Annotated in this window: 14 protein-coding genes; 7 read left to right on the top strand and 7 right to left on the bottom strand. The window is 66.8% G+C overall.

Going from position 1 to position 11,924, the window contains the following annotated elements:
* Nucleotides 1-18 precede the first annotated feature (18 nt).
* Nucleotides 19-471, top strand: coding sequence for an Hpt domain-containing protein (locus tag EAO27_RS02495; protein ID WP_242776769.1), 453 nt, complete (start codon nucleotides 19-21; stop codon nucleotides 469-471).
* Here EAO27_RS02495 and EAO27_RS02500 read toward each other — a convergent pair.
* A complete protein-coding gene (locus tag EAO27_RS02500; protein WP_242776771.1) occupies nucleotides 465-1,724 on the bottom strand; it encodes a DUF418 domain-containing protein in 1,260 nt (419 codons plus the stop codon). The genes EAO27_RS02495 and EAO27_RS02500 overlap by 7 nt on opposite strands.
* Before the next feature lie 140 nt (nucleotides 1,725-1,864).
* Between EAO27_RS02500 and EAO27_RS02505 the strand changes: the two genes are divergently transcribed.
* Entirely contained in the window at nucleotides 1,865-2,644 is a 780-nt protein-coding gene (locus tag EAO27_RS02505; protein ID WP_242776773.1) for a Coq4 family protein, read from the top strand.
* 147 nt (nucleotides 2,645-2,791) lie between these two features.
* On the opposite strand, the gene EAO27_RS02510 is transcribed toward EAO27_RS02505, so the two are convergent.
* The 6 genes from EAO27_RS02510 to EAO27_RS02535 form a co-directional block, all read right to left on the bottom strand.
* Nucleotides 2,792-3,193 (bottom strand): DUF3052 domain-containing protein, encoded by a 402-nt coding sequence (locus EAO27_RS02510; protein WP_242776776.1) that lies wholly within the window; start codon nucleotides 3,191-3,193, stop codon nucleotides 2,792-2,794.
* Nucleotides 3,190-3,924 carry a DUF72 domain-containing protein gene (locus EAO27_RS02515; RefSeq protein ID WP_242776778.1) on the bottom strand — a complete coding sequence of 245 codons (735 nt, stop codon included), beginning with the start codon at nucleotides 3,922-3,924 and terminating at the stop codon, nucleotides 3,190-3,192. Before EAO27_RS02515 ends, EAO27_RS02510 begins: the two co-directional genes overlap by 4 nt.
* 97 nt (nucleotides 3,925-4,021) lie before the next feature.
* The gene (gene purL / locus EAO27_RS02520; RefSeq protein WP_242776780.1) at nucleotides 4,022-6,277 is read right to left on the bottom strand and encodes a phosphoribosylformylglycinamidine synthase subunit PurL; all 2,256 of its coding nucleotides are present in this window, start codon (nucleotides 6,275-6,277) and stop codon (nucleotides 4,022-4,024) included.
* Between the two features lie 361 nt (nucleotides 6,278-6,638).
* Nucleotides 6,639-6,929, bottom strand: coding sequence for a hypothetical protein (locus tag EAO27_RS02525; protein WP_242776782.1), 291 nt, complete (start codon nucleotides 6,927-6,929; stop codon nucleotides 6,639-6,641).
* A gap of 132 nt (nucleotides 6,930-7,061) precedes the next feature.
* Nucleotides 7,062-7,478, bottom strand: coding sequence for a DUF2177 family protein (locus EAO27_RS02530; RefSeq protein WP_242776784.1), 417 nt, complete (start codon nucleotides 7,476-7,478; stop codon nucleotides 7,062-7,064).
* Entirely contained in the window at nucleotides 7,475-8,140 is a 666-nt protein-coding gene (locus EAO27_RS02535) for a hypothetical protein (RefSeq protein WP_242776786.1), read from the bottom strand. The genes EAO27_RS02530 and EAO27_RS02535 overlap by 4 nt, the downstream gene beginning before the upstream one ends.
* Nucleotides 8,141-8,213: 73 nt before the next feature.
* Between EAO27_RS02535 and EAO27_RS02540 the strand changes: the two genes are divergently transcribed.
* The 5 genes from EAO27_RS02540 to queA all read left to right on the top strand — a co-directional run bounded on the left by EAO27_RS02540 (nucleotide 8,214) and on the right by queA (nucleotide 11,847).
* Entirely contained in the window at nucleotides 8,214-8,465 is a 252-nt protein-coding gene (locus EAO27_RS02540; RefSeq protein ID WP_242776788.1) for an exodeoxyribonuclease VII small subunit, read from the top strand.
* Between the two features lie 38 nt (nucleotides 8,466-8,503).
* A complete protein-coding gene (locus EAO27_RS02545; RefSeq protein ID WP_242780405.1) occupies nucleotides 8,504-9,391 on the top strand; it encodes a polyprenyl synthetase family protein in 888 nt (295 codons plus the stop codon).
* Complete coding sequence (gene coaD / locus EAO27_RS02550) at nucleotides 9,391-9,897, top strand: pantetheine-phosphate adenylyltransferase (RefSeq protein WP_242776790.1); 507 nt, start codon at nucleotides 9,391-9,393, stop codon at nucleotides 9,895-9,897. The genes EAO27_RS02545 and coaD overlap by 1 nt, the downstream gene beginning before the upstream one ends.
* Before the next feature lie 86 nt (nucleotides 9,898-9,983).
* On the top strand, nucleotides 9,984-10,802 hold the full coding sequence (locus EAO27_RS02555; RefSeq protein WP_242776792.1) for a peptidylprolyl isomerase: 819 nt from the start codon (nucleotides 9,984-9,986) through the stop codon (nucleotides 10,800-10,802).
* A gap of 13 nt (nucleotides 10,803-10,815) precedes the next feature.
* Nucleotides 10,816-11,847, top strand: a complete 1,032-nt coding sequence (gene queA, locus EAO27_RS02560) for a tRNA preQ1(34) S-adenosylmethionine ribosyltransferase-isomerase QueA (protein ID WP_242776794.1) — start codon at nucleotides 10,816-10,818, stop codon at nucleotides 11,845-11,847.
* Nucleotides 11,848-11,924 lie beyond the last annotated feature (77 nt).

Raw genomic sequence — 11,924 nt, forward strand, 5'->3', positions numbered from 1 at the left:
TTTTACCGACTTCGCGGCATGACAGCATCGGGACCAAAGACCGAATTGCTGCCAAGGGACAAACGAGTGGACGATATCCTGGTCGATTGGGATGAATTCCGCGCGACGCGCACCCAGCTCGGCGCCGCTTTTGTGCGGATATTGGGCTATTTTCGCGAGGACGGCACCAAATCGGTCGCCGCGATCGAGGACGCAATGCGCGCGCGCGACGCGCGCGGACTCGTCATGCCCGCGCACACGCTGAAGGGCGAATCGCGCCAGTTCGGTGCCGAGAGGCTCGCCGAACTCGCCGAGGATATCGAAATGTTCGCGCGTCACTGCGTCGAGGCGCAGGTCAGCCCCGAAGAATATCTGCCGCGCGTGGTCGAATTGCGCCCCCTGTTCGAACAGACGCTCGCCGCGCTCGAGCGCGAGGCCAATCCGCTCGTCCAGCGCCGCGCCCCGGGTTTCGGCCGCGCCGTCGGTTACTGAGGCACGGCGACCTTCCGCATCGGTTGCAGCGCGCCGCGCGAGAGGCTGCGCCATAGCCATTCGAGCGGGCCGTAGTGAAAGCGGTCGAGCCACGGTTTCGACCAGAGCAGCATCGCCGCCCACATGCCGATGCAGAAGAGGTAGAGCGCGACCCGCGGCACCGCGCCATAGAGCCCCAGTCCATAGCCATAGAAGATCGTCGTCATCACGATCGAGGTGGTGAGATAATTGGTGAAGGCCATGCGCCCCGCGGCCGCGAGGCGCGCGCGCGCGCCAGGTGAAGCCACGGTCCCGATCAGCAGCATGATCAGCGCCGCCCAGCCGATCGCCATGACCACGTCGAAGGGCACCGACAGCGCGATCGTCGATCCGAAGACCGATGTGCCGCTGAACCCCGAGCGGTACTGATAGGCGGCGAGTGCGACGAGCGGCGGCACGGCGATGGCGAAGGACCCCATCGCCCAGTGGCGATAGCGTGCGGCGTCCCATTCGCCGGTCAGCATGCGCGTCTTGAACAGCGCCATGCCGAACAGCATCAGGCCGATCGTTTCCCAGCCGAACAGCCCGAGCGACACGAAGGGAAAGGCCCCCATCTCGCCGGTCCGGTGCGCCACCAGCTGTGCATAGCTGCCGAGGTGGAGCGTGAGGTCGGTTGCATAGGCGGGGGTCGACGGTCCCATGTCGCGATTGATCTGCGCCAGCCCCTCCTGCATCGCCGCATTCGCCGCGGGCGACATGCGCCCCGCCTCGGCGAGCGCCATCGCAGCCCAGCCCGAACCGAAGAGCAATATGTCGATCGCGAGGAAGGCGACGGCCCATGCGACGAGCGCCCGGACCGACAGGCTCCGGAACAGGAAGAGCAGCAGCCCGCACATCGCGTAGAGGAACAGGATGTCGCCGAACCAGATCAGGTAGAAATGGGCGAGTCCGAAGAGCGCGAGCCAGAACATGCGTGCATAATGCGCGCCCGCCGCGCTGCGTCCGCGCGCCGTCGCGCCCTCGATCACGAGCAGCGTGCTCGCGCCGAACAGGATCGAAAAGAGCCCGCGCATCTTGGCATCGATGAAGACGAAACTGACGAACCATGCCGCGATGTCGGCGCCGCCCGGCGGTCCGGCCGCGGCCGGGTTCGAATAGGCGGGGAAGGGCAGGCCGAAGGCGAGAATATTCATCGCCAATATGCCCATCACCGCGACGCCGCGGATCGCGTCGAGGCTTTCGTAGCGCGCGGTCGTCGCTGTGGTCGCGGTCAAGCCTGCCTCTCCTGCTGCCACCGCGACCTAACGGGTACCGCGCCGTCGCGTCCAGCGGTTTCGCCCCTCCGGGCATCTATTGACATTTGTGTCAGTAATGCTTAGCTGATCATCGTCCACCGATTCTCAGCGAGACCGACATGGCCCCCACGCTCTTTTCCCACCCCGACCGCCAGCCGCAGAAATTCCGCCCGCTGAAGGCGCTGTCGCATTTCCGCAAGCTGATCAAGGACAAGGAAGACACCGAACAGGTGTTCCACATCTTCGAGGCACTGCCGCGCAAAAGCTTCATGGACGATGCGCGCGCCTTCGTCGAAAGCGACCTCGGCCGGCGGCTGATGGTCAGTGAACCCTATCTGCCCGACCTGCTCGACGATCATGAGTGGATCGGCACGCTGCCCGCAGGCAGCGTGGGCGACGCCTATGTCACCTTCATGCGCCGCGAAGGCCTGTCGGCAGCGGGCCTCGTCGCCGAGAGCGACAAGATGGGGCGTCCGCAATATGACGATCAGGTGCAATGGTTTGCGAACCGCCTGCGCGACACGCACGACCTGTTCCACATTCTGACCGGCTATGGCCGCGACGCGCTGGGTGAACAGTGCGTGCTCGGCTTTACCTATGGCCAGACGGGAAACTACGGCAATGCCTTCATCGCCTATGCCGGCGGTTACGAACTCAAGCGCCGCGTCAAGGGCGACGCGCCGGTGATGGGAGCGATCCGTCAGGGCCAGCGTCACGGCAAGGCGGCAAAGGCGATCATCGAGCAGGATATCCGTTCGCTGCTCGCCGAACCGCTCGAGGCCGCGCGAGCGCGGCTCGGCATCGGCAAGCCGACGTTGTACGAGGAAGCGCACCGCGCGTACCGCAGCCGCGGCATCGACCCGTATAATTTCCTTGCGGCGAAGGCCGTCGCGGCTTGACCCAATAATTCCTCCCTGTCGCGGAGCGATGGGGAGGTGGCAGCCCGAAGGGCTGACGGAGGGGCAATGACGCGACGTCGCTGGCCCCTCCACCATCCGCTTCGCGGACGGTCCCCCTCCCCATGGCTTCGCCACAGGGAGGATTTCTTAGCGCAGCTCTTTCCGGATCATCAGCTTCAGCCCCGACCAGATCGCATCGACGGCGCAGACCTTCACATCGACCCAGCCCATCGGCAGGCAGAGCGCGCGGATGACGTCCTCGGTGATGTCGGTCGGGACCTTCGACGCCTTCTTGGGCCAACTCACCCAGACGAACCCCGCGGGGACGATCAGCGTGCGGAGGTCGGTCAGCAGGTGTTCGAGTTCGGCGCGTTCGGTGATGAAGATGTGCGCGGCCTGCAGCCCCGCTTCGGGCGCGGCGCGCTCGTCGAGTGCAACGCCGCCGATGTCTTCGCGCACGCTGGTCGGCATGGCGTGGAACCACACCGACAGGCCGTCCTTGAGCGACAGCTTCTTCGCGAGCGGTGTGCCCGAGTAACCCGCGGTCATAGCCGCGCGATCAGCGCCTGCGCCGCGGCGGGATTGCGGACCTTCGCGCCCGCAATGAAGAAGAGAAAGACGTCGCGGCCGCCTTTGGCCCAATCCTTGGCCTGCCTGGCCCATTGGTCGAGCGCCGCGGCGTCATAGCCGGTTTCGACATCCTCCCGACTGCGTTGCAACCGGGCGTAGGTGAAATCGGCCGTCTGTTCGTCGATGCACGGAAATTCGTCGCTGTCGGCATAGACCACCGCCATGTTCCGCTCGCGCAGCATGGCGATGAAGGCCGGATCGCGGAAGCTTTCGTGGCGGACCTCGATCGCGTGGCGGAGCGGGAGGCCGTCCTGCGTGTCGGGCAGCAGGTCGAGGAAGCCCGCGAAATCGTCGCGGTCGAATTTCTTGGTCGCCATGAACTGCCAGTGGATCGGGCCGAGCCGGTCGCCGAGCCGCGTCAGCCCCTGCGTCAGGAATTTCTCGATCGAGGCCGCGCCTTCCTTCAGAATCTTGCGGTTGGTCGTGAAGCGCGACGCCTTGACGCTGAACTTGAAGCCGTCGGGGACCGACGCGGCCCAGTTGGAGAAGCTTTCGGGCTTCTGGCTGCCATAATAGGTGCCGTTGATCTCGATCCCGGTCAGCTGCTGCCCGGCATATTCAAGCTCGCGCTTTTGCGCGAGGCCCGCGGGATAGAAGGGGCCGCGCCACGGTTCGAAGGTCCAGCCGCCGATGCCGACATGGATGCTCATAAATCACCTCCGTCATCCCGGCGAAGGCCGGGATCTCAACGTTGCGTTCGCCGCACCGGCGAGATCCCGGCCTTCGCCGGGATGACGGGTGAGCGTGTTACGCCAGCGCGGCGTCGGCCCCCATCAGGTTCGGGAAGAACCCCTCATGCGCTTCGCGCAGTTCGGCGAGCGTCACCTGATGATCACTGCCTTCCAGTTCGAAGACGATCCGGTCCTTGATCGTGCGTCCGACGGGGTCGACCGGCACGTCGGCGCGGCCTGCGGCGTCGAGGAAGTCGGCGAGGCAGGTGTCGCAGACGGTAACGAGGTAAAGGCCCTGGTCCTCGCCGAAGAAGCTTTCGGCGACGCCGAACGGCTGTTCTTCGCTGACCAGCACGCCGATGTTCGACTTCAGCGCCATTTCGGCGAGCGTTACTGCGAGGCCGCCGTCCGAGACGTCGTGGCACGCGGTGATCCAGCCGGCGTTGATTGCTTGGCGGATGAAGTCGCCGGTGCGCTTTTCGGCCTTGAGGTCGACGGGCGGCGGCGGGCCTTCTTCGCGGCCCAGAATTTCGCGCAGCCACACCGACTGGCCGAGGTGGCCGGCGCGTTCGCCGACCGCGAGCACGATATCGCCGGTGCGTTTGAAGCCGATGCCGACCGCGCGGCTCAGATCCTCGATCACGCCGACGCCGCCGATCGCGGGGGTGGGCAGGATCGCGCTGCCGCCGCCGGTCGCCTTGGACTCGTTGTAGAGGCTGACGTTGCCCGACACGATCGGATAGTCGAGCGCGCGGCACGCCTGCGCCATGCCGTCGAGGCAGCCCGTGATCTGGCCCATGATTTCGGGGCGCTGCGGATTGGCGAAATTGAGGCAGTTGGTGATCGCGAGCGGGGTCGCGCCGACCGCGCTGATGTTGCGCCAGGTTTCGGCGACCGCCTGCTTGCCGCCCTCGACGGGGTCGGCGTAGCAATAGCGCGGGGTGCAATCGGTCGACATGGCGAGCGCGCGGTTGGTGCCGTGGATGCGCACCAATGCGGCGTCGCCGCCGGTCTGCACCGTGTCGGCGCCGACCTGGCTGTCGTACTGCTCCCAGATCCAGCGGCGGCTGGCAATGTCGGGGGTGCCCATCAGCGTCCTGAGATCGGCGGCGACGTCCTTCGTCTCGGGGACGTTCGTCAGCTCGGCCTGCTTCGGCGTCGGCACATGCGGGCGGTCATAGAGCGGCGCGTCGTCGGCGAGCGGCGCGAGCGGGATGTCGCAGACGATCTCGCCATGATGTTCGAGCACCATGCGGCCGGTGTCGGTGACGGTGCCGATGACCGCGAAGTCGAGTTCCCATTTGTGGAAGATCGCCTGCGCAAACTCTTCCTTGCCGGGCTTCAGCACCATCAGCATGCGTTCCTGGCTTTCCGAGAGCATCATCTCGTACGCCGTCATGCCGGTTTCGCGCTGCGGTACATCGTCCATCTTGAGGTGGAGGCCGACGCCGCCCTTCGACGCCATTTCGACCGACGAGGAGGTGAGGCCCGCGGCGCCCATGTCCTGGATCGCGACGATCGCGTCCGACGCCATCAGTTCGAGGCACGCCTCGATCAGCAATTTTTCGGTGAAGGGGTCGCCGACCTGGACGGTCGGGCGCTTTTCCTCGGCATCCTCGCCGAAGTCTGCCGACGCCATCGTCGCGCCGTGGATGCCGTCGCGGCCGGTCTTGGACCCGACATAGACGATCGGATTGCCGACGCCCGATGCGGCCGAATAGAAGATCTTGTCCTGTTCGGCGACGCCGACGGTCATCGCGTTGACGAGGATATTGCCGTCATAGGCCTTGTGGAAATTGACCTCGCCGCCCACCGTCGGCACGCCGACGCAATTGCCGTAGCCGCCGATGCCGTGGACGACGCCCGAGATGAGATGCTTCATCTTCGGATGGTCGGGACGCCCGAAACGCAGCGCGTTGAGGTTCGCGACGGGGCGCGCGCCCATGGTGAAGACGTCGCGCAAAATGCCGCCGACCCCGGTCGCCGCGCCCTGATAGGGCTCGATATACGACGGGTGGTTGTGGCTCTCCATCTTGAAGATGGCGGCGAGCTTCTTGCCGTCGGGCCCTTCGCCGATGTCGATGACACCGGCATTCTCGCCGGGACCGCAGATCACCCATGGGGCTTCGGTGGGGAGCTTCTTGAGGTGGAGGCGCGAGCTTTTGTAGCTGCAATGCTCGGACCACATGACCGAGAAGATGCCGAGTTCGACAAGGTTCGGCTCGCGCCCGAGCGCGGCGAGGACGCGATCATATTCTTCCGGCGAGAGGCCGTGTTCGGCGACGATCTCGGGGGTGATGACGGAGGCGGGCGCGGCTGCTGTCTGAGTCATGGCGCGCCTTTAGAGCCTCCCCTCCCGAATTGGAAGCACCGTGACGGAGTCGATTTTGGCTCAGTGCAAGGCACGAGGAGGGAGCGATGTCGATACATCGTGACCCCCAAGGCTTTGGCTCGCAACGCAGCAATGAGCCAAAATCGGCCCGCCCCTTGGGGTCGCGCGGGGGCGCCCGCTGGACAGCGTCGCGGTGCTTGCACGGGCTATCAGCCCGCGCGGCGCACCACTCCTTGCCAGCGAACGCCCCGGCGCGATCACGGTGTTTCCAATTCGGGAGGGGAGGCTCTTGCCGCGTGCGCGCGATAGGAACAGACCCCATAGTGCATTTCGCACCATGGGGCCCGCGTTCGAAGAGCGATCAGCGCGCGGCGAGGACGGTGACCGACGCCTTGAGCGGCTTGACGTCCTTCAGCGAGAATTCGACCTGCTGCGATCCGACGGTGCCGCGCACCTTGTACGTGCCGACGCGCAAGGTGAAGGGTTTTCCGGTCTGTTCCTCGACGCCGCGGATCACGCGGTGTTCGCCGACCGTGCCGACGGTGTAGCTGTAAACGCGGCCTTCATGCTCGAAGCGGCGCTCTGTCTCGCCGGCATGGGCGGCGGGAACGGTCGCAAGCAGGCCAAGCACGGGGAGGATGAGTTTTTTCATGATGCAAGTCCTTGTCCGGTTCAACAAAACTTGCCTTTTCGCCCCTCTCTTCTTGTGCGGTGCAGCATGAGCGGTCCGATGCCGGCCGGCAATTGCAAAAGATGGAAACGCGATTGCGCCGTGCGCGGGGCGTCAGCCTTTGCGCGGCAGCAGCGTCAGCACCAGCCAGGCGGCTGCGCCCGCCGCGAAGCCCGTCGCGAATGTTCCCCACGCCATGTCGGCGAGCGTGATCCGGAGCGACCAGATTTTCATCGTCGCATGGTTGGTGAGGTCGTAGGTCATGTAGCAGAAGAAACCGAACAGGGCGCCGCGGCGAGCCGCGACCGGCCAGCGACCGGCGTCGAGCGCGGGGGCGACGGCGAAGATCTGGATGCCGAGCATGTAGAGAGCATAGAAGGTCAGCGCTGGTCCGGGGCGCCAGCCGTCGATCATCAGCGGGCCGATTTCGGGGCGATAGAGTTTGGGGCCCACCTGCGTGAGCCAAAGCGTGTCGAGAATACCGAAAACGATGGCCGTCGCGACATAGGCAGCCACCGCCTGCGGCTTCATGCGGGCGCGCCCGATGACAGCGGCTGGCGGCGCGCGCCGGCCCACGCCGCGGTTCCTGCAAGCAACGCATAGGCGATCAGCATCGTCGCCGGGATCGCGATCGAATAGGCGGGCTGTTTCGGTCCGAACCAGTCGATCGCCTGTGCCAGCGCAAGCAGGCCGGCGAGCACCCACAGCCGCCGATCGCCCGCCGGCGCGCGCGTGTTGCGGGCGTAATAGACCAGCGCGCCCCCGATCAGCGCTATTTCAAGCGGCATCGCGATCGCGGGATGGTCCCACAGTCCGAACCCGAACTTCGGTGGCGCCCCGAACAGGGTGAGGTCGGGGATATGGACGAGCAGGTCGACGAACCAGTGCGACATCACGACCAGCGCTGCGCCGATCGCCGCCGCGCGCCGCTGCGTCGCCAGCCAGACCAGCGCGCCGAACCCCGCCGCCCACAACAGGCTGCCGAGCAGGCTGTGCGTATAGGGCATGTGATAAAGGTCCATCGGGTTCATCGCGCTGATGCCGGGAACGATCCGCATGGCCTCGATCCCCGGGATAAGCAGCGCCGCGAAACCGATGTCGACGAGCTGCGCCGCGACGAACAGCGTTCCGAGCCCCGCCGTCCGGGGGCGGGCCGCCGCGACGAGTGCGGGCGCGAAATGGCCGATGAACATGCGGCGAGCCTATCGCCGCCCGGGGCGACGTCAAGCTTGACCGCGCGGGGGCGAAGGGGCCAAAGCAGGCGCCATGACGGACAATCCCGACCCTGCCATTTCCTCCTTGTCGTTCGAAGCCGCGATGAGCGAGCTTGAAACGATCGTACGGCGGCTCGAAAGCGGCGATGTCAGCCTCGAGCAATCGGTCGCCCTCTATGAGCGCGGCCACGCGCTGCGCGCGCATTGCGAGGCGCGGCTTGCGGCGGCGCAGGCGCGGATTGAGCAGGTCAGCCTCGGCGCCGACGGCCGGCCGGCGGGAACCGCGCCGTTCGGCGAAGGCTGACCCCGGTGATGGTCGCGGAGGGAGATATCGGCGCCGATATGGCGCGGCTCGATGCGGTGCAGGCCGAAGTCGTGCGCGATATCGACCGGTTGTTCGACCGGCTGCTCGCGGTCCCCGACGATCCGCGCGCGCGCCTCTATGATGCCATGCGTCATGCCGCGATCGGCGGCGGCAAAAGACTGCGCCCGCTGCTCGTGCGCGCCGCGGGCGACCTGTTCCACGTCGATCCGGCGCCCAGCCTGCGTGTCGGCGCGGCGGTCGAGGCGATGCATGTCTATTCGCTGATCCACGACGACCTGCCGTGCATGGACGATGACGATCTGCGCCGCGGCAAGCCGACCGTGCACCGCGCCTATGACGAGGCGACCGCGGTGCTCGCGGGTGATTCGCTCCATGCATTGGCGTTCGAATGGCTCGTCGACCCGGCGACCCACGCCGATCCCTTCGTGCGCGGCGAACTGGTCCGGGAACTGGCGCGCGCCGCGGGGCCCGCGGGCATGGCAGGTGGGCAGATGATGGACCTTGCCGCCGAAACCGCGCAGTTCGACCTGCCCACCGTGACGCGGCTGCAACAGCTCAAGACCGGCGCGCTCATCGCTTTCTCGGTCGAGGCGGGGGCAATCCTCGGGCGCATTCCGGCTGAAGGACGCACCCCGCTGCGCGGCTATGCGCGCGACATCGGGCTCGCGTTCCAGATCGCCGACGACATCATGGACGTCGAGGGCGACGAGGCGCTCGCGGGCAAGGCGCTGCACAAGGACGAGGCCGCGGGCAAGGCGACCTTCGTCACGCTGATGGGGCTCGATCGCGCGCGCGACCAGGCGCGCGCCCTCGTCGACCAGGCCGTCGCGCATCTGTCGGGTTTCGGCGACGAGGCGGCGCTGCTGCGCGCCATCGCGCGCTATATCGTGGAAAGGGATCGCTGATGCGCGTGGGGGTTTATCCGGGGACGTTCGACCCGATCACACTGGGGCATATGGACATCATCCGCCGCGGCGCAAAGCTTGTCGACCGGCTGGTGATCGGGGTCACGACGAACATCACCAAGTCGCCGCTGTTCGACGACGACGAGCGCATCGCGATGGTCCGCAACGAGGTCGCAAGCATCGAAGGCGACATCCGCGTCGTCGGCTTCAATTCGCTCCTGATGGACTTTGCGGAACGCGAAGGCGCGAGCGTGATCGTCCGCGGACTGCGCGCCGTCGCCGACTTCGAATATGAATATCAGATGGCGGGGATGAACCAGCAGCTGAACGACCGCATCGAAACGGTGTTCCTGATGGCGGACGTGGGATTGCAGCCGATCGCCTCGCGACTGGTCAAGGAGATTGCGATCTTTGGCGGCGACATCCACAAATTCGTGACGCCGGCGGTGAAGGATGCCGTGGTGTCGCGCATCGACGAGCGCGGTCTGCGGCAGGGCGAGGGCTGATCCCAATCATTGAGCGTTCAGCTTTTTCCCGCTAGGGCGCGCCTGACGGGGCGCAAATCGACATTCATCACAAAGGCCGATCCAGCATGAAATCCACCTTCCGCTCCCTGGTCCTGACGACGATGGCGATCGGCCTTGCGGCTTCGGCCGTCGCACAGGAGGCGCCCCCGCCGCCGTCGCTCCCCGCGCCTGAAGGCAGCCCGGCGCCCGTGCCGACCGAGGTTCCTGCGGAGCCTGCGCCGCCCGCAGAAATTCCGGCGCCGCCGCCCGCAAGCGCACCCGCTGCGGGTGAGGCGACCGCGGCCACCGCGGCGCCGGTTGCCCCCGCGATGACGCCCGACCAATATATCAACAACCCCGAATATATGCTCAATATCGACCTTTCGACCGGTGGCCGGGTCGTGGTGCAGCTCTATCCGAACGTCGCGCCCAACCATGTCGCACGGCTGAAGCAGCTGGCGCGCGCGGGGTTCTATGACGGGGTGAAGTTCCACCGCGTGATCGACGGGTTCATGGCGCAGACGGGCGATCCGACCGCGACCGGGCAGGGCGGCTCGCAGCTTCCCGACCTTGCAGCCGAATTCAATCCGACCCCGCATCTGCGCGGGACGGTTTCGATGGCGCGCGCCGAGAGCGAGAACAGCGCGAACAGCCAGTTCTTCATCATGCTCCAGCCGCGATTCAGCCTCGATCGCCGCTACACCGCGTTCGGCCGGGTGATTTCGGGCATGCAATATGTCGACGCGATCCAGAAGGGCGAGCCCCCCGCGGTGATGTCGCGCATGGTCCAGGTGTCGGTCGCTGCCGACAACAAGCCGATGCCGCCCGCCTCGGCGCTGACCGAGACGCCGCCGCCGGCACCGGCCGAGATCACCGCCGACCAGCTCAACGCGCCGATCCAGTAAGGAAGGGCGCGCGATGCGCGTCGACGCTTTCGACTTCGACCTGCCGAACGCGCGTATCGCGCTTCGCCCCGCGCGCCCGCGCGACGCGGCGCGGATGCTCGTCGTCGAGGGAAGGGCGATGCGCGATATGGGCGTGCGCGACCTGCCGTCGCTGCTCCGCGCGGGCGACTGCCTGGTGTTCAACGACACGCGGGTGATCCCTGCGCAGCTCGAAGGACGGCGGGGAGACGCCAGGATCGGCGCGACCTTGCACAAGCGTATCGACCTCCGCCGCTGGCAGGCCTTTGTGCGCAACGCCAAAAGGCTGCGCGTCGGCGAGAGCGTCGATTTCGGGGCCGGGGTCGCGGCGGTCGCCGAGGAACGGCTCGCCGACGGCAGCTTCGTCCTCGCCTTCGCAGGCGACGAGCCGGTCGAGGTGCTGCTCGAACGCGCGGGCACGATGCCGCTGCCGCCGTATATCGCGGGCAAGCGCCCGACCGACGCCGACGACCGCAGCGATTACCAGACGATGTTCGCGCGCGAGGACGGCGCGGTCGCCGCGCCGACCGCGGCGCTGCACTTCACCCCCGGGCTGCTGGCCGCTCTCGCCGCGGCGGGCGTGACCAGCGAGACGCTCACGCTCCACGTCGGTGCCGGGACCTTCCTGCCCGTCAAGGCCGACGACACCGACGACCATGTCATGCACGCCGAATGGGGACGCATCGACGCCGGCGCGGCCGCGCGGCTCAACGCGGTGCGCGCCGCGGGCGGACGCATCATCGCGGTCGGCACGACCAGCCTCCGCCTGCTCGAAAGCGCCGCGCAGCCGGACGGCACCATCGCGCCCTTTGCCGGCGACACGTCGATCTTCATCACCCCGGGATACTGCTTCCGGGCGATCGACGGGCTGATGACCAATTTTCACCTGCCCAAATCGACCTTGTTCATGCTGGTCAGCGCGCTGATGGGACTCGACGTGATGCAGGCGGCCTATGCCCACGCCATTGATGCGGGTTACCGCTTCTACAGCTATGGCGATTCGAGCTTGCTGCTGCCGGGCGGATAGGCCCGGCGAGGTCAAGGACATTCCGCCGGGCAATCCGGCCTTCGATACGACACCGGTGCGGGGAGGGCCGGCTGGTC

The sequence above is a fragment of the Sphingopyxis sp. YF1 genome (assembly GCF_022701295.1).
Lineage (GTDB): Bacteria > Pseudomonadota > Alphaproteobacteria > Sphingomonadales > Sphingomonadaceae > Sphingopyxis.

Bases quoted from the DNA above. Each gene is read 5' to 3' on its own strand.
- EAO27_RS02530 (WP_242776784.1), bottom strand. From the start codon at position 7,478: ATGAAGCCGCAGGCGGTGGCTGCCTATGTCGCGACGGCCATCGTTTTC.
- EAO27_RS02540 (WP_242776788.1), top strand. From the start codon at position 8,214: ATGACGGACAATCCCGACCCTGCCATTTCCTCCTTGTCGTTCGAAGCC.
- EAO27_RS02495 (WP_242776769.1), top strand. From the start codon at position 19: ATGACAGCATCGGGACCAAAGACCGAATTGCTGCCAAGGGACAAACGA.
- EAO27_RS02555 (WP_242776792.1), top strand. From the start codon at position 9,984: ATGAAATCCACCTTCCGCTCCCTGGTCCTGACGACGATGGCGATCGGC.
- EAO27_RS02525 (WP_242776782.1), bottom strand. From the start codon at position 6,929: ATGAAAAAACTCATCCTCCCCGTGCTTGGCCTGCTTGCGACCGTTCCC.
- EAO27_RS02545 (WP_242780405.1), top strand. From the start codon at position 8,504: ATGGCGCGGCTCGATGCGGTGCAGGCCGAAGTCGTGCGCGATATCGAC.
- EAO27_RS02535 (WP_242776786.1), bottom strand. From the start codon at position 8,140: ATGTTCATCGGCCATTTCGCGCCCGCACTCGTCGCGGCGGCCCGCCCC.
- purL (WP_242776780.1), bottom strand. From the start codon at position 6,277: ATGACTCAGACAGCAGCCGCGCCCGCCTCCGTCATCACCCCCGAGATC.
- queA (WP_242776794.1), top strand. From the start codon at position 10,816: ATGCGCGTCGACGCTTTCGACTTCGACCTGCCGAACGCGCGTATCGCG.
- EAO27_RS02505 (WP_242776773.1), top strand. From the start codon at position 1,865: ATGGCCCCCACGCTCTTTTCCCACCCCGACCGCCAGCCGCAGAAATTC.
- EAO27_RS02515 (WP_242776778.1), bottom strand. From the start codon at position 3,924: ATGAGCATCCATGTCGGCATCGGCGGCTGGACCTTCGAACCGTGGCGC.
- coaD (WP_242776790.1), top strand. From the start codon at position 9,391: ATGCGCGTGGGGGTTTATCCGGGGACGTTCGACCCGATCACACTGGGG.
- EAO27_RS02510 (WP_242776776.1), bottom strand. From the start codon at position 3,193: ATGACCGCGGGTTACTCGGGCACACCGCTCGCGAAGAAGCTGTCGCTC.